This is a genomic window from Xanthomonas massiliensis (assembly GCF_900018785.1).
In the GTDB taxonomy this organism is placed as follows: domain Bacteria; phylum Pseudomonadota; class Gammaproteobacteria; order Xanthomonadales; family Xanthomonadaceae; genus Xanthomonas_B; species Xanthomonas_B massiliensis.
Genome location: NZ_FCOY01000005.1, coordinates 181,539 through 196,449 on the forward strand (window position 1 = coordinate 181,539; position 14,911 = coordinate 196,449).

Genomic DNA, 14,911 nt, shown 5'->3' on the forward strand with positions numbered 1-14,911 from the left:
GCATAATTCCGGCATGTCCGCGCCCCAGCCCGTATTTCCCGCCGACGACGATCCGTTGTCGCGCTACCACCCGATCGACGGGGTGTACGACGAGATGGTCGATGCCCGCGGCCGGCTGCGCCCGGGCTGGGAGGCGCTGGTGCAGGCGCTGCACCGGATCGGCGAGGACGGGCTGCAGGCGCGCTTCGCCCGCGCCCGCCAGTACCTGGCCGACGCCGGCGTGTACTACCGCTACTACGGGCGCAGCGGCGTGCAGGAACGCGACTGGCCGCTGGCGCCGCTGCCGGTGCTGCTGCACGAGGCGGAGTGGCGCGGCATCAGCGACGGGCTGGCCCAGCGCGCCGACCTGCTGGAACGGGTGATCGCCGACCTGCACGGGCCGCAGCGGCTGGTGCGCGAAGGCCTGCTGCCGCCGGCGCTGGTGGCCGGCAATCCCGAGTTCCTGCGGCCGGTGGTCGGCGTGCCGCCGCGCGGCGGGCACTACCTGCACTTCTGCGCGTTCGAGCTGGGCCGCGGCCCGGACGGGCGCTGGTGGGTGCTGGGCGACCGCACCCAGGCCCCGTCCGGCGCCGGCTTCGCGCTGGAGAACCGGGTCGCCGCCACGCGCGCGCTCGGCGACGTGTTCGGCCAGCTCAACGTGCACCGCCTGGCCGGCTTCTTCCGCCACTTCCGCGATGCGCTGCTGCGCCTGTCCGGCGAGGGCGGGGTCGCCCTGCTCACGCCCGGGCCGAACAACGAGACCTACTACGAGCATGCCTACATCGCCCGCTACCTCGGCTTCCTGCTGCTGGAGGGCGAGGACCTGACCGTGCGCGACGGGCGCCTGCTGGTGCGCACGGTGGCCGGGCTCAAGCCGGTGAGCGTGCTGTGGCGGCGCCTGGACGCGGAGTTCCTCGATCCGCTGGAACTGCGCCCGGATTCGCGCATCGGCACCCCGGGCATGGTCGAGGCGCTGCGCCAGCGCGCCGTGACCGTGGCCAATGCCGCCGGCTCGGGCCTGCTGGAGACGCGCGCGCTGCTGGCCTTCCTGCCCGGCATCGCCGAGGCCTGGGACGGCGCGCCGCTGGCGCTGTCGGGCATCGCCACCTGGTGGTGCGGGCAGGAGCGCGAGCGCGCGCACGTGGTCGAGCACCTGGAACGGATGATGATCGGCCCGGCGCTGTCCACCCGCCTGCCGTTCGAGGACGGCGGCGAGACCGTGCTCGGCGCGCGCCTGAACCCGATCGGGCGCCGCACCCTGCTGGCGCGGCTGCAGCGCGAGGGCGCGCAGCTGGTCGGGCAGGAGGCGGTGACCCTGTCGACCACACCGGTGCACGTGCCCGGCGCCGGGGTGGAGCCGCGGCCGCTGGTGCTGCGCGCCTATGCCGCGCGCACCCCGGACGGCTGGCGGATCATGCCCGGCGGCTTCGCCCGGGTCGGCTTCTCGCTGGACAACCGCGCCATCACCATGCAGAGCGGCGGCCAGGCTGCGGACGTGTGGATCTTCGGCGACCGCCCGGCGGCGCGCCACGAGACCCTGCTGCGCGGCGAGCACGAGGCCTTCGCCCGCGCCGTGCCGCCGCCGCTGCCCAGCCGGGCGGCCGAGAACCTGTTCTGGCTGGGGCGCTACATCGAGCGCCTGGAAGGCTACGCGCGCATCCTGCGCGCCTGGCACGCGCGCCTGGCCGAGAGCCCGGACCCGGAGCTGCCGCTGCTGCGCGCGCTGGCCGACTACCTCGATCCGCTCGGCGTGGACGTGGCCGAGCCGGTACCGGCCGGCCTGGTCATGGCCATCGACAGCGCGGTGACCAGCGCCGGGCGCATCCGCGACCGGTTCTCGCCCGACGGCTGGATGGCGCTGCGCGACCTGGCCAAGACCGCGCGCCGCTTCGCCAGCGTGGTCGGCCCGGGCGACGACGCGGTGCGCGCGATGGGCGTGCTCCTGCGCAAGCTGGCCGGCTTCTCCGGCCTGGTCCACGAGAACATGTACCGCTTCGCCGGCTGGCGCTTCCTGGAGGTCGGCCGGCGCATCGAGCGCGGCATCCAGATGGCCTGGCTGCTGGCGGCCTTCACCCCGCACGAGGCCCCGTCCGGGGCCAGCGACGCGTTGCTGGAGATCGGCGACAGCGTGATCACCCACCGCGCCCGCTACGGCGTGGACACCGGCCGCCTGAGCGTGCTCGACCTGCTCGCGCTGGACCCGCACAACCCGCGCTCGGTGCTGTTCCAGCTCGACGTGCTGCGCCACGAACTGGGCCAGCTGCCGGACGTGGACGACGGCAGCCACCTGTCCGGCATCGCCAAGGAGAGCCTGCGCCTGCAGACCCTGCTGGCGATCCGCGAGCCGGCCGATGTGGACGCCGGCCTGCTCGAGGCGGTGGCCGACGGCCTGGCCGGGCTGTCCGACCGCCTGTCCTCGGCCTACTTCGGCTAGGCCCGCCGATGCCTGTCTTCGCCGGGAATACCGCGCCGCGGGCGCCGACGGCCGCGGCGCCCCTGCCGGGCGGGAAGCGGGCGGGGCGGCGCCGGATGGCCCCGGGCTTGCCACCAAGGACGATGGCCGCGCCCTGCATGCAGGGCGGTCCGGGCGATCGCCGATGCGGCGGCGCGGCCCGGTATCCCGACAACCACAGGCCCTGATCCGATGGACTACGACATCCTGCTGCGCCTGGCCTACGAATACGCCGCCCCCGCCGCCGGCGGCCAGCACCTGGCGCGGGTGCTGCCGGCGGACCTGCCCGGCATCCAGGAGGTGGTCCGCGCCAGCCTGGAGCTCGACCCGCGCCCGGCCGAGCGCAGCGAATTCCGCGATTTCTTCGGCAACCGCGTGGTGCGCGCCGGCTACCGCGGCGCCCATGCCGGGCTGGAGGCGGTGATGCGCGCCCGGGTCAGGGTGGCGCGCACCCCGCCGGGCCTGGACCTGTCGCCGCCGCTGCCGGCGCTGGCCGCGGAGATCGCCGCGGTCTGGTCGCTGGCCGCCGACGCCCCGCACCACTTCTGCGGGGCCACGCCGTACGTGCCGCCGGTGCACGAGGTGACCCGCTACGCGGCGCGCAGCGCGGTCGCCGGGCGCAGCGTGCGCGCCTGCGTGGAGGACCTGTGCCGGCGCATCCACGCCGATTTCGCCTACGACGGCGAGGCCACCGAGGTGGACACGCCGCTGGCGCAGGCCTTCGCCCAGCGCCGCGGCGTGTGCCAGGACTTCACCCACGTGATGATCGCCGGCCTGCGCGGGCTCGGCATCCCGGCCGGCTACGTCAGCGGTTTCCTGCGCACCGTGCCGCCGCCGGGCCAGCCGCGGCTGGAAGGCGCCGACGCCACCCATGCCTGGGTGCGCGCCTGGTGCGGGCGCGAGATGGGCTGGCAGGAGTTCGACCCGACCAACGCCATCGCCGCCGGCGACGACCACATCGTGATCGCCTACGGCCGCGACTACGGCGACGTCAGCCTGATCAACGGCGTGCTCAAGACCTCCGGCGCGCAGGAGTCCAGCCAGTCGGTGGACGTGCTGCCGCTGGCCTGAGCCTCAGCGGCCGGCGCTGCCGGCCGCCGCGGCCTTCGCGGCGGCGTTGCCGCGCGCATAGCGCTGGGCGACGAAGGCGCAGACGATCAGCTGGATCTGGTGGTAGAGCATGATCGGCAGCACGATCGCGCCCAGGCTGGAGCCCGCGAACATCACCTTGGCCATCGGCACGCCGGTGGCCAGGCTCTTCTTCGAGCCGCAGAACACGATGGCGATCTCGTCGGCGCGGTCGAAGCCGAGCCGGCGCGCGATGAAGGTGATCAGGGTCATCGCCGCGGCCAGCAGCACCGCCGCGGCCAGCACCACCATCAGCAGCGCCGACAGCGGCGTGTCGCGCCACAGGCCCTCGATCACCGCCGCGCTGAAGGCGGTGTAGACCACCAGCAGGATGGTGCCCTGGTCGGTCCAGCGCAGCACCGGGCGGTGGCGTTCGACCCACGCGCCGATCCACGGCCGCAGCAGGTGGCCGGCCAGGAACGGCACCAGCAGCTGCAGCAGGATCTTGCCGATGGCGACCCACGGGTCGGCCATCGCACCGTGGGTACCGAGCAGCACGCCCATCAGCAGCGGGGTGATGAACACGCCCAGCAGGCTCGACAGCGAGGCCGCGCACACCGCCGCCGGCACGTTGCCGCCGGCCATCGAGGTGAAGGCGATCGAGGACTGCACGGTGGACGGCAGCGCGCACAGGAACAGCAGGCCGACGAACAGGTCCGGGGTGAGCACGGCGTGGGCCAGGGGCTTGAACAGCAGGCCCAGCACCGGGAACAGCACGAAGGTGCAGGCCAGGATGGTCAGGTGCAGGCGCCAGTGCAGCATGCCGGCCTTGATCGCGTCGCGCGAGAGCTTGGCCCCGTGCAGGAAGAACAGCGCGGCGATGGCCAGGTCGGTGACCACGTCCATGACGCGGGCCGCGGCGCCGGAGACCGGCAGCAGCGAGGCCAGGGTCACCGTGGCCAGCAGGGCCAGGGTGAACGGGTCGATGTTCAGGCGCTTGAGCAGGGAGGTCATGGGGCGGCGGATGTCCGGGGCATGGGGGAGAAGGCGGGACCGGCCGTTCCCGGGCCCGCGGTGGCGCTATTGTCCGGCGATCGGCGCGTGCATGGCAGTCCGGCGGATCAGGGCTGGGCCGCGCGCGCCTTGAGCAGCTCGCGCAGCTCGTACTTGTCCAGCTCGTCCAGGCCGCGCTCGCGCTGCTTGGCCTGCAGTTCCTCCAGGCGCTGCTGCAGCAGCTGGCGCTCCAGGCGCAGGCCGGCGTCCTGCAGCTCGGTGGTCCAGCTGGCGGCATCGCCGGGCAGCGCCAGCGACGCCAGCCGCTGCAGCGCGTCCAGTTCCGGGCGGCCGGCGAAGTGTTCCAGCAGCGCGCCGGTGGAGATGTCCGGGCGCTGGCGCACCAGTTCCACCAGTTCCAGCAGCAGGTCCACGCCGGGCTGGCGCAGGCCGGCGATCTGGCGCTCCTGCAGCACCAGCGCCAGCGCCGGCTTCTGCAGGATCAGGGCGATGGCGCCGCGCACCAGGCTGCGCTTGTGCACCGGCGCGCGCGGCGGTGGCGGCGCGCCGGCCGCTGCGCGCGTGCCGGCGCCCACGCCGGTCAGGCGCGCCAGCTCCTGCCGCATCAGGTCGCCGAAGGCCCCGTCGGGGATCTGCGCCAGCATCGGCCGCGCCTTCTCGGCCAGGCGCGCGCGCCCGTCCAGGGTAGCCAGGTTGGCCTCGCGGCCGAGCTCGTCGAAGAAGAACCGCGACAGCGGCACCGCGTCCTTCAGGCGCGCGTCGAACGCGTCCTTGCCCTCCTTGCGCACGATGGTGTCCGGGTCCTCGCCCTCGGGCAGGAACAGGAAGAACGCCTGGCGGCCGTCCTTCATCCGCGGCAGCACCGACTCCAGCGCCCGCCAGGCAGCCTTGCGCCCGGCGTTGTCGCCGTCGAAGCAGAAGTACACGTCCGGGGCGTTGCGGAACAGCAGCTCGGCATGGTCGGGCGTGGTCGCCGTGCCGAGCGTGGCCACTGCCTGGGTGACCCCGAACTGGAACAGGCTGACCACGTCCATGTAGCCCTCGACCACGATCAGCCGCTCGATCTTCTGGTGCGCCTGGCGTACCTGCCACAGCGCGTACAGCTCGCGGCCCTTGTGGAACAGCGCGGTCTCCGGCGAGTTCAGGTACTTGGGGCCGTCCTCCTTGCGCAGCACGCGCCCGCCGAAGGCGATCACCCGCCCGCGCCGGTCGAAGATCGGGAACATCACCCGGTCGCGGAACTTGTCGTAGACGTGGCCGCGCTCGTTCTTGGAGAACAGGCCGGCCTTGTCGAGCAGCTTCATGCGCCGCTCGTCGCGGCCCAGCGCGTCCTTGAGCGCGCTGTAGCCGTCGGGGGCGTAGCCGATGCGGAAGCGGGCGATGGTGTCGGCATCCACGCCGCGGCCGGCCAGGTAGTCGCGCGCGGCCGGGCTGTCCTCGAGCTGCTTCTGGAAGAACTTCGCGGCGGCCTCCAGCGCGGAGAACACCTCCCGGCTCTCGTCCTGGTGGGCGGCATCGCGGGTCTCGCCGCGCGGCACCTCCATGCCGGCGCGCTTGGCCAGCTCGTCGACCGCGTCGAGGAACTCCAGGCGGTCGTATTCCATCAGGAAGCTGATCGCGGTGCCGTGCGCGCCGCAGCCGAAGCAGTGGTAGAACTGCTTGGTCGGGGAGACGTAGAACGAAGCCGAACGCTCGTCGTGGAACGGGCAGCGCGCCGAGTATTCCTTGCCCTGGCGCTTGAGCGGCACGCGCGCGCCGACCACCTCGACGATGTCCGTCCTGGCCAGCAGGTCGTCGATGAATGCGTCGGGGATGCGTGCCATTGCTTCGGAAATCCAGCGTTGCGGGTATGGGGGGGGGGAGGAAGGGCGTGCGGGGTCAGGCCGTGCGGGCGCCCGGTCCCGGCGAAGCCGGCCGTGGCCGTTGCACCGCGCACGGCCGCGGCGGAAGTGGCCGGGTGCGGGCCACCCCTGCAAGGTACCCCGGCGCGGCCAGGGGCGGCAGCCTGTCCGGAGCCTTGCCCGCGCCGGAGCCGGCCGCGGGCCCGCGGCCCGGGCGGGGGCCCGGGGCGAGCGGATGCGGTGCGGTCCCGTGCACGCCGGATGCAATGCCGCGGTCTCCATCCGTACGGAGCATGGCGACCTGTCCGGCGGCACCGGGCGCGGCGAGGACGGCGCCGCCCGGCACGCAGCGCGACCGGACGGAGCGCGGCCGGTGATGCACGGGGGATCGCGAGTGAGGCATCGTCCAGGGGTACCGGCGGGCCGCATAGGATGCCACGTGCCGGCTGTCCCCCCGCTGTGCCGGGCGACACCGGCGCGCGGATCAGCCGGCAGGCGGGTCCGGGGGCGGCGCGGGTGCCGCGTGCGCCGGCCCGTTCAGGCGCTCGTCCAGCACCGCGGTGATCAGCGCCCCGGCAAAGAACACCACGCTGGCGTAGTAGACCCAGACCAGCGCGATCACCAGCGTGCCCATCGAGCCGTAGGCGCTGCCGGGCGCGGCGCGGGCCAGGTACAGGTCGATGCCGTAGCGGCCTGCGGCGAACAGGCAGGCGGTGATCGCCCCGCCCAGCAGCGCCTCGCGCCAGCGCACCGGGCGGTCGGGCAGGAAGTGGTAGAGGAAGGCGAAGCCGGTCATGTACAGCAGCAGCGTGACCAGGTAGCCCAGCAGCGGCAGGACCGAGGGAATGGTGTCGAAGGCCACGCGCAGGGCGGTGGTGAGCACCATCGACACGATCAGCAGGAACCCCAGGGCGAACACCACCCCGAAGGAGAACACCCGCTTGCGCAGCCATGCCAGCACGCCGCCACCGTCGTGGCGCGGGTTGCGGAAGATCAGGTTGAGCGCGCCCTGCAGGCGGGCGAATACCGCGGTGGCACCGACGAACAGCAGCAGCGTGCTCCACAGCCCGGCCAGCGAGCCGACGCTGGGCTGCTGGCGCGCATTGTCGAGCACGGTGTGGACGACGGCGGCCGCCTCCGGGCCGGCCATCTCGCGCACCTGGCCCTGCAGCGCCAGCTGCGCCTCGGGATAGAGCGAGGCGGTCAGCCACAGGATCAGCACCAGCAGCGGGGCCATCGACAGCAGCGCATAGAACGAGAGCGAGGCGGCCTGGGTGAGCACGTCCGCCTCGACGAAGCGCTCGCCCACCGCGAAGGGCAGGCTGCGCTGGAGGCGCTCGAACAGGGATTGCACGCGTGGCGACAGGGAAAGGGTCATGCAGCTCACTGCGGGGGAAACGTCCCGTTTCTAGCAGACCTTCCGGCCAGGCTGCATGAAGGCGGGCGGCTGTCCGGGGGGAGCTAGCGGGACTGCACGTCTGCCGCGCAGAGGACATCCCGGGCCCGGTCCTGGGTCCCTGGCTCCCGGACAGTTGGCGCCCCGTGGACTTCGGGCCTTCGGATTTTCAGGACCGCCGGCTGCGGCTGGACACGGCTGCGCGCCGGCCGTGATCCGCCTGTCTGCCTGTTGCGGGGGGCGAAGGCACTGCAAGCGCCGGGCATCGACACCATGCGCACCTGCGCGCAGCAGCCCCGGGTCCGCGTTGACCGGGCAGCGATCCCACGCGGGCATCGCTGCGGTGTCCGCTGCGCCGGTACGGCAGCCGCCAGTCCCGCAGGGCGGGGAAGCGTGCAGCGGCATGCTCCGCCGGCACGCCTTTCCCGTTTGGCGTTCCAGAAATGACCCGCTCGACCTCGATGGGGTGGATCCCCACTTTCGCGGGCAACATCAGCTAGGAGAACTCCAGCCGATGTTGCCGGACAGGTCGAGCGACGGACGAGCCCGCCTACGAGGATCGCCTGTGGCCGGCAGTCCGGGAATAGCCTGGCGCCAAGCCGCCAAGCCGCCAAGCCGCCAAGCCGCCAAGCCGCCAAGCCGCCAAGCCGCCAAGCCGCCAAGCCGCCACAAGCCACCGCCTGCCGCCCGCCAACCCTGCCAGGCCACCAAGCTGACACGACGGCCCTGCGCCCGCGGCTGACAGGCCACGGCCCTCGGCGCGCCGGTGCCATCCACGGGGACAGCGCGATACCAGCGTCTGCCGGCGCGCGGGTGCGTCGGCCCGCCCGCCGGAGGCCCGGCCCCGCGCCGGATCCGATCCGGACCAGGCAGGGCCGGACGGGGCCTCAGCCGGCCAGCGCCTTCTTCACCAGCGCGGAGACCTGGCCCATGTCGGCCTTGCCGGCGAGCTGCGGCTTGAGCGCGCCCATCAGCTTGCCCATGTCGGCCGGGCCGGCGGCGCCGGTCTGGGCGATGGCCGCGGCGATGGCGGCCTGGATTTCGGCCTCGCCGAGCTTGGCCGGCAGGTAGTGCTCGATCACCGTGATCTCGCTGCGCTCGACGTCGGCCAGGTCCTCGCGGCCGGCGGCGGCGTACTGCTCCACCGAATCGCGGCGCTGCTTGACCATCTTGTCGAGCACGGCCACCACGGCGGCATCGTCGAGGGTGATGCGCTCGTCCACTTCGCGCTGCTTGATGGCGGCGTTGATCAGCCGGACCACGCCGAGGGTGTGCTTGTCGCCGCCCTTCATGGCGGCCTTCATGTCGTCGGTGAGCTGCTGCTTGAGGCTCATGCTGGACTCCTGGAAGCGGAAGGATGGGAACCGGGCCAACGCAAAAAGCCGGCTACGCTTGCGCGTGCCGGCCTTGCGGAGCCTGCCCGTCGGCCATGGCCGGCGGGTCTACCCGGAATCAGTACAGGCGCTGGCGCTTGGTGACGTCGCGCGAGGAGCGACGCAGCTGGCGCTTCACCGCGGCAGCGGCCTTGCGCTTGCGTTCCTGGGTCGGCTTTTCGTAGAACTCGCGCTTGCGGGTCTCGGCCAGAACGCCGGCCTTTTCGCAGGTGCGCTTGAAGCGACGGAGCGCAAACTCGAAGGGCTCGTTCTCGCGGACTTTGACGCTAGGCATGGAATCTCCGGAAAGTGGGCAGTCCGGCCGGTGTGGCCGGGCTTTGCGAATGGGACTCGCACAAACGATACCGGGGCTGGCCCGGTGAGCCGCTCATTATAGCGGCCAGATCGGCCGCCGCAAGTCCCGTCCCCTTGTGCGGCGCGCCACAGGGCCCACAATGGTCGCATGAAAGTCCTCGGCATCGAATCCTCCTGCGACGAGACCGGCGTGGCCGTGTACGACACCGCCCTGTCCGGCCCGGCGGCGCTGCGCGCCCACGAGGTGTACAGCCAGATCGCCCTGCACGCCCGCTATGGCGGCGTGGTGCCGGAGCTGGCCAGCCGCGACCACGTGCGCAAGGCGCTGCCGCTGATCCGCCAGACCCTGGCCGAGGCCGGGCTGGCCCCGCGCGACCTGGACGGGGTGGCCTACACCGCCGGGCCGGGACTGGTCGGCGCGCTGCTGGTCGGCGCCGGCGTGGCGCGCGCGCTGGCCTGGGCGCTGGACGTGCCGGCGGTCGGCGTGCACCACATGGAGGGCCACCTGCTGGCGCCGCTGATGGGCGAGGATCCGCCGGCACCGCCGTTCGTGGCGCTGCTGGTCTCCGGCGGGCATACCCAGCTGATCGCGGTGGAGGCCATCGGCCGCTACCGCCTGCTCGGCGAGACCCTGGACGACGCCGCCGGCGAGGCCTTCGACAAGACCGCCAAGCTGATGGGCCTGCCGTACCCCGGCGGTCCGCAGCTGGCGGCGCTGGCCGAGCGCGGTACGCCCGGCGCGTTCCGCTTCGCCCGGCCGATGACCGACCGCCCCGGCCTGGACTTCAGTTTCTCCGGGCTCAAGACCCAGGTGCTGCTGGCCTGGCAGCACAGCGACCGCGGCGAGCAGACCCGCGCGGACATCGCGCGCGGCTTCGAGGACGCGGTGGTGGACACCCTGGCGATCAAGTGCGAGCGCGCGCTGGACGCCGCCGCCGCCGATACGCTGATCGTGGCCGGCGGGGTGGGCGCCAACCGCCGCCTGCGCGAGCGCCTGCAGGCGATGGCCGCACGCCGCGGCGGCCGCGCGTGCTTCCCGCCGCCGGCGCTGTGCACCGACAACGGCGCGATGATCGCCTTCGCCGGCGCGCTGCGCCTGCAGGCCGGCCAGCACGTGGACGCGTCCGTGCGCGTGGTGCCGCGCTGGGACATGGCCACGCTGCCGCCGCTGCAGGCCGCCTGAAACGCGCAGCGCGCGCCCGCCGGTGTGTCCCGGCGCCCGCCGTGCACGGTGCGTGCCGGCCGCAGCGGCTAACATGGCCGCCTCGCAACCGCCCGACGCCGCAATGGACAAGGTTTTCATCGAAGGGCTGCGCATCGACGCCCTGATCGGCATCTACGACTGGGAGCGGCGCATCCGCCAGACCCTGCGCTTCGACCTGGAGATGGCCTTCGACAACCGTCGCCCGGCCGCCAGCGACGACATCGCCCTCACTCTGAACTACAAGGCGGTGAGCAAGCGCCTGGTCGAGTTCGTGGAGCAGTCCGACTACGGCCTGGTGGAGACCCTGGCCGAGCGCTGCGCGCAGATCGTGATGGACGAATTCGGCGTGCCGTGGCTGCGGTTGAAGCTGAGCAAGCCCGGCGCGGTGCGCGGCGCCGACGCGGTCGGGGTGGTGATCGAGCGCGGGGTGGCGTGATGGCGAGCCTGAAGACCGACGTGAAGGTGGACCACCTGCTGCTGGACGAGAAGCTCAACGTCCTGCAGAAGATGCTGGCGCCGTACCCGGGCGTCTACGACCTGGTGGTGGTCGGCACGCTGCTGCTGGTGGCGTGGCTGGCCAACTGGGTGACCAAGCGCATCCTGCTGCGCGTCCTGCAGAACATCCTCAGCCGCTCGCCGTGGGCGCGCCAGGACGGCGACGGCAAGCCGCTGCACATGTCGGTGATCCCGCGCCTGGCCAACGTGGTGCCGGCGCTGGTGATCCAGGCCGGGCTGGTCGCGGTGCCGGACCTGCCGGCCAAGCTGGTGGCCGGCCTGCGCGCGGGCTGCCAGGTGTTCATCGCGCTGACCGTGGCGGTGGCGATCTCCAAGGCGCTGGACCTGGTCAACGAGCTCTACGAACGCCGCCCCGACGCCCGCAACCGCCCGATCAAGGGCTTCCTGCAGGTGGTCAAGATCATCGTCTACGTGCTGGCCGGGCTGTCGATGGTGGCCACCTTCGCCGGCGTGTCGATCGGCCACATCGTCACCGGTCTGGGCGCGATCATGGCGGTGCTGATCCTGGTGTTCCAGGACACGCTGCTGTCGCTGGTGGCCAGCGTGCAGATCAGCAGCGATGGGCGCGTGCGCATCGGCGACTGGATCGAGATGCCCAGCCAGGACGCCGACGGCACGGTGCTCGACATCGCCCTGCACACGGTGACGGTGCAGAACTGGGACATGACCGTCACCACGATCCCGACCAAGAAGCTGATCAGCGACTCGTTCAAGAACTGGCGCGGCATGTACGACTCCGGCGGGCGCCGGATCAAGCGCTCGCTGCGCCTGGACCAGCACAGCGTGCGCTTCCTGACCGACGAGGAGGTCGAGCGCCTGCACCAGTTCCCGCTGCTGACCGACTACATCGACGGCAAGCGCAAGGAGTTCGCGGCGTGGACGGCATCGCTGGCGGCCAAGGGCATGAAACCCACCGCGGGGCGCCAGCTGACCAACCTGGGCGCCTTCCGCGCCTACGTCGACCAGTACCTGCGGCACCACCCGCAGATCCGCCCGGACATGCTGCTGTTCGTGCGCGAGCTGCAGTCCGATTTCAACGGCCTGCCGCTGGAGATCTGGTGCTTCGCCGACCAGACCGGCATCGTCGGCTACGAGCGGATCCAGGCCGACGTGATCGACCACCTGCTGGCGGTGCTGCCGTCGTTCGACCTGCACGTGTTCCAGGTATCCAGCGACGCGATGCTGATGCGCGATGCCGAGGCCAGGAACCCGCAGAAGAACCGCATCCTGGCGGCCATCACCGGCTAGCCGCGGGCACCGGCCGAATGCTTGACGCGGTTCACAGCGCGGTGCATGTTGCAGGCCAGCATGCCCGTCGGCCTCCGCCGCCGGATGCCAGCCAGCAAGGGGCACGATGGACTGGAGCAGGTACGGTTCTTCCACCTACGACGAGCTGATCCGGCCGGATCACACGCCGCGCCCGGCCGCGCGGCGGGTCATCGAATACCTCTCCAGCCTTTCCCCGCACGAGATCGCCGAGCGCCAGCTCGCCGCCGACGTGGTCGCGCGGGTGATGGGCGTGACCTTCACCGTCTATTCCGACGGCACCAACGTCGACCGCACCCTGCCGTTCGACCTGATCCCGCGGGTGATCCCGCTGCGCGAATGGCAGCGCACCGAGGCTGGGCTCAAGCAGCGCATGCGCGCACTGAACCTGTTCATCGGCGACCTGTACGGCGGCCAGCGGATCGTCCGCGACAAGGTGTTCCCGGCCGAGCTGCTGGCCGAGTCGGTGAATTTCCGCCCGCAGTGCGTGGGCGTGCGCCCGCCGCTGGACGTATGGGCGCACATCTGCGGCTCGGACCTGGTGCGCGGCGCCGACGGCGTGCTGTACGCGCTGGAGGACAACCTGCGCATCCCCTCCGGGGTCAGCTACATGCTCGAGAACCGGCAGGTGGCCAAGCGCGTGTTCCCCGAGCTGTTCGACACCACCGCGATCCTGCCGGTGGACGAGTACCCCAGCCAGCTCTACGACACCCTGGCCGCGCTCACCCCGCGCCCGGGCGAGCAGCCGGTGATCGCCCTGCTCACCCCGGGCATCTACAACAGCGCCTACTTCGAGCACGCCTACCTGGCCCAGGCCATGGGCATCGAGCTGGTGGAGGGCACCGACCTGTTCGTCGACGACGACGACTGCACCTACATGCGCACCGTGCACGGGCCGCAGCGGGTGGACGTGATCTACCGCCGGGTGGACGACATGTTCATCGACCCGGAGGCGTTCAACCCGGAATCGGTGCTGGGCGTGCGCGGCCTGATCCGCAGCTGGCGCGCCGGCAAGGTGGCGCTGGCCAACGCCCCCGGCGCCGGCGTGGCCGACGACAAGGTGGTGTTCGCCTACGTGCCGCAGATGATCCGCTACTACCTGGACGAGGAGCCGATCCTGCCCAACGTGCCCAGCTACCTGTGCCACCGCGAGGAGGACCGCCGCTACGTGCTCGACCACCTGGCCGAGCTGGTGGTCAAGCCGGCCAACGAATCCGGCGGCTACGGCATGATGATCGGCCCGCGCGCCAGCCGCGCCGAGCACGAGAAGTTCCGCGCGCTGATCCAGGCCAACCCTCGCAACTACATGGCCCAGCCGACCCTGGACATCTCCACCGCGCCGATCATCACCGAGCACGGCCCGGCGCCGCGGCACCTGGACCTGCGCCCGTTCATCCTCTCGCGCGAGGACACCTACGTGACCACCGGCGGGCTGACCCGGGTGGCGATGAAGGAGGGCTCGCTGGTGGTGAATTCCTCGCAGGGCGGCGGCGCCAAGGACACCTGGGTGGTCGACGAGGAGACGCTCTGATGCTCTCGCGCGTGGCCAACAACCTGTACTGGTTCAGCCGCTACCTGCGCCGGGCCGAGAACACCGCGCGCCTGCTCGACGTGGGCAGCCTGCTGCAACTGGACCTGCCGCCGTCGGTGCGCTTCGCCTGGCGGCCGCTGATCGACACGGTCGGCGCCGGGGCGATCTTCGATGCGCGCCATCCCGGCGTGGGCGATGCGGTCGGCGACACCGAGGTGATGCGCTTCCTGCTGCTGGACCGCGACAACCCTTCCTCGCTGCGTTCCTCGCTGGAATGTGCGCGCGAGATCCTGCGCAGCATCCGCGACACGCTGCCCCAGGAGGTGTGGGAGGCGGTCAACGACATGCACCTGTACGTGGACGCGGAGGGCGAGCGCGGCATCGGCCGGCGCTACCGGGCCCAGTTCCTGGGCCGCATCACCGATGCCTGCCTGAAGGTGTCCGGGCTGCTGGCGGCCAACGTCAGCCGCGACATCGGCTTCCAGTTCCTGCGCCTGGGCACGGCGATGGAGCAGGCCGACATGACCACGCGCATCATCGATGCCGGCGCCTCGGGCCTGGTCACCCCGCGCAAGGCCGACGACGAGGAGGCGTTCCGCAACATGCAGTGGATGGCCACGCTGCGGGCCCTGGCCGCCTACCAGATGTACCGGCGCCACGTGCGCGGGCGCGTCGGCGGCGAGGCGGCGCTGCGCTTCCTGCTGCAGAACGAGCAGTTCCCGCGCAGCGTGCTGTTCTGCCTGCAGCGCGCGGGCGCGGTACTGCCGACCCTGCCGGCGCGGCCGCAGGTGGAGGCGGCGCTGGCGCGCACGCGCACGCGCGTGGAGGAAGCCGATCCGGCCACCCTGGCCGGCACCGCGGTGGCCGGCTTCATGGACGAGGTGCAGGTCTCGCTCGGCGCGCTGCACGCCACCCTGGCCCAGGCCTATTTCGACTCCTGAGCGGCGGCCGTGCCC

At 72.2% G+C, this 14,911-nt stretch carries 12 protein-coding genes; 7 read left to right on the forward strand and 5 right to left on the reverse strand.

What is annotated here, in order from left to right; genetic code table 11:
• Positions 1-13 precede the first annotated feature (13 nt).
• Together BN3794_RS02560 and BN3794_RS02565 are read left to right on the forward strand one after the other, a co-directional pair.
• Positions 14-2,413, forward strand: a complete 2,400-nt coding sequence (locus BN3794_RS02560) for a circularly permuted type 2 ATP-grasp protein (protein WP_066092869.1) — start codon at positions 14-16, stop codon at positions 2,411-2,413.
• A gap of 210 nt (positions 2,414-2,623) precedes the next feature.
• Entirely contained in the window at positions 2,624-3,502 is an 879-nt protein-coding gene (locus tag BN3794_RS02565; protein WP_066092872.1) for a transglutaminase family protein, read from the forward strand.
• Between the two features lie 3 nt (positions 3,503-3,505).
• Here the strand turns inward: BN3794_RS02565 and BN3794_RS02570 are convergent, their stop codons facing one another.
• The 5 genes from BN3794_RS02570 to rpsU form a co-directional block, all read right to left on the reverse strand.
• The gene (locus BN3794_RS02570) at positions 3,506-4,513 is read right to left on the reverse strand and encodes a bile acid:sodium symporter family protein (protein WP_066092875.1); all 1,008 of its coding nucleotides are present in this window, start codon (positions 4,511-4,513) and stop codon (positions 3,506-3,508) included.
• A 107-nt stretch (positions 4,514-4,620) separates the two neighbouring features.
• Positions 4,621-6,336, reverse strand: a complete 1,716-nt coding sequence (gene dnaG / locus BN3794_RS02575; protein ID WP_066092878.1) for a DNA primase — start codon at positions 6,334-6,336, stop codon at positions 4,621-4,623.
• A 502-nt stretch (positions 6,337-6,838) separates the two neighbouring features.
• A complete protein-coding gene (locus BN3794_RS02580; RefSeq protein WP_066092881.1) occupies positions 6,839-7,732 on the reverse strand; it encodes a YihY/virulence factor BrkB family protein in 894 nt (297 codons plus the stop codon).
• A gap of 905 nt (positions 7,733-8,637) precedes the next feature.
• The gene (locus tag BN3794_RS02585; RefSeq protein ID WP_066092884.1) at positions 8,638-9,084 is read right to left on the reverse strand and encodes a GatB/YqeY domain-containing protein; all 447 of its coding nucleotides are present in this window, start codon (positions 9,082-9,084) and stop codon (positions 8,638-8,640) included.
• A 118-nt stretch (positions 9,085-9,202) separates the two neighbouring features.
• Positions 9,203-9,418 carry a 30S ribosomal protein S21 gene (gene rpsU / locus BN3794_RS02590; protein WP_002808376.1) on the reverse strand — a complete coding sequence of 72 codons (216 nt, stop codon included), beginning with the start codon at positions 9,416-9,418 and terminating at the stop codon, positions 9,203-9,205.
• A 168-nt stretch (positions 9,419-9,586) separates the two neighbouring features.
• Between rpsU and tsaD the strand changes: the two genes are divergently transcribed.
• From tsaD to BN3794_RS02615, 5 genes are all read left to right on the forward strand, one after another.
• Complete coding sequence (gene tsaD, locus BN3794_RS02595) at positions 9,587-10,621, forward strand: tRNA (adenosine(37)-N6)-threonylcarbamoyltransferase complex transferase subunit TsaD (RefSeq protein ID WP_066092887.1); 1,035 nt, start codon at positions 9,587-9,589, stop codon at positions 10,619-10,621.
• A gap of 103 nt (positions 10,622-10,724) precedes the next feature.
• The gene (gene folB / locus BN3794_RS02600) at positions 10,725-11,078 is read left to right on the forward strand and encodes a dihydroneopterin aldolase (RefSeq protein WP_066092890.1); all 354 of its coding nucleotides are present in this window, start codon (positions 10,725-10,727) and stop codon (positions 11,076-11,078) included.
• A complete protein-coding gene (locus BN3794_RS02605; RefSeq protein ID WP_066092893.1) occupies positions 11,078-12,406 on the forward strand; it encodes a mechanosensitive ion channel family protein in 1,329 nt (442 codons plus the stop codon). The genes folB and BN3794_RS02605 overlap by 1 nt, the downstream gene beginning before the upstream one ends.
• A gap of 106 nt (positions 12,407-12,512) precedes the next feature.
• On the forward strand, positions 12,513-13,955 hold the full coding sequence (locus tag BN3794_RS02610) for a circularly permuted type 2 ATP-grasp protein (RefSeq protein WP_066092896.1): 1,443 nt from the start codon (positions 12,513-12,515) through the stop codon (positions 13,953-13,955).
• Positions 13,955-14,896, forward strand: coding sequence for an alpha-E domain-containing protein (locus tag BN3794_RS02615; protein WP_066092899.1), 942 nt, complete (start codon positions 13,955-13,957; stop codon positions 14,894-14,896). Before BN3794_RS02610 ends, BN3794_RS02615 begins: the two co-directional genes overlap by 1 nt.
• The last annotated feature ends 15 nt before the right edge of the window (positions 14,897-14,911 follow it).

Bases quoted from the DNA above. Each gene is read 5' to 3' on its own strand.
- BN3794_RS02560 (WP_066092869.1), top strand. From the start codon at position 14: ATGTCCGCGCCCCAGCCCGTATTTCCCGCCGACGACGATCCGTTGTCG.
- BN3794_RS02565 (WP_066092872.1), top strand. From the start codon at position 2,624: ATGGACTACGACATCCTGCTGCGCCTGGCCTACGAATACGCCGCCCCC.
- BN3794_RS02570 (WP_066092875.1), bottom strand. From the start codon at position 4,513: ATGACCTCCCTGCTCAAGCGCCTGAACATCGACCCGTTCACCCTGGCC.
- dnaG (WP_066092878.1), bottom strand. From the start codon at position 6,336: ATGGCACGCATCCCCGACGCATTCATCGACGACCTGCTGGCCAGGACG.
- BN3794_RS02580 (WP_066092881.1), bottom strand. From the start codon at position 7,732: ATGACCCTTTCCCTGTCGCCACGCGTGCAATCCCTGTTCGAGCGCCTC.
- BN3794_RS02585 (WP_066092884.1), bottom strand. From the start codon at position 9,084: ATGAGCCTCAAGCAGCAGCTCACCGACGACATGAAGGCCGCCATGAAG.
- rpsU (WP_002808376.1), bottom strand. From the start codon at position 9,418: ATGCCTAGCGTCAAAGTCCGCGAGAACGAGCCCTTCGAGTTTGCGCTC.
- tsaD (WP_066092887.1), top strand. From the start codon at position 9,587: ATGAAAGTCCTCGGCATCGAATCCTCCTGCGACGAGACCGGCGTGGCC.
- folB (WP_066092890.1), top strand. From the start codon at position 10,725: ATGGACAAGGTTTTCATCGAAGGGCTGCGCATCGACGCCCTGATCGGC.
- BN3794_RS02605 (WP_066092893.1), top strand. From the start codon at position 11,078: ATGGCGAGCCTGAAGACCGACGTGAAGGTGGACCACCTGCTGCTGGAC.
- BN3794_RS02610 (WP_066092896.1), top strand. From the start codon at position 12,513: ATGGACTGGAGCAGGTACGGTTCTTCCACCTACGACGAGCTGATCCGG.
- BN3794_RS02615 (WP_066092899.1), top strand. From the start codon at position 13,955: ATGCTCTCGCGCGTGGCCAACAACCTGTACTGGTTCAGCCGCTACCTG.